The organism is Micromonospora sp. LZ34 (assembly GCF_052981855.1).
The window spans coordinates 1-523 of the sequence record NZ_JBRIQN010000183.1; the positions used below are offsets into that span (position 1 = coordinate 1).

At 72.7% G+C, this 523-nt stretch carries 1 protein-coding gene; it reads right to left on the bottom strand.

Going from position 1 to position 523, the window contains the following annotated elements; translation table 11 throughout:
* Positions 1 to 4: 4 nt before the first annotated feature.
* A partial coding sequence (locus tag ACVCAH_RS38075; RefSeq protein WP_447141043.1) for a hypothetical protein occupies positions 5 to 523 on the bottom strand: 519 nt, incomplete at its 5' end.

Sequence of the window (523 nt, forward strand, 5' to 3'; positions counted from 1 at the left end):
CAAGTCAGCCGAGACCGAGCCGGTGCAACGCGAGGGCCACGAACCCGCGCACCGACCGGTCCCAGCCGGGTACGTCGGCATCGACGTCGGAGCTGCGGGCGTCGGTGAGGACGTCGAGGGCCAGGTCGGGTAGCTGGTCGCCGCGCCGGTACGCCAACGCCACCGCCGCTGTGACCCGGACGACCGCAGTATTCGCGGACAGTAGCTCGCTGAGGCGTGCGTCGATCCGCTCGGAGCCGACCGGACAGTGGCCGAGCGTCAGGTTGGCGCTGGCGCGGGTGGCGGCGCGGGCCTCGTCACCGGGGACCGCGATGAGCCCGGCCAGCGCGGCCTCGTCTGGTGCGAACCAGGCGAGTAGTTCGGCGGCGTATCCGGCCAGCTGTGGGTCCGGATCGGTGAGCCAGCGGACGTACCGGTCGGTGTGCCGGGCTCCGGCATGGAAGGCGTCGGCGTCCCAGCGGACCGCCACCTTGTCGGCCAGCTCCGCGGCCTCCTCGTGCTCGAACAGGTCTTCGGCCTCCAG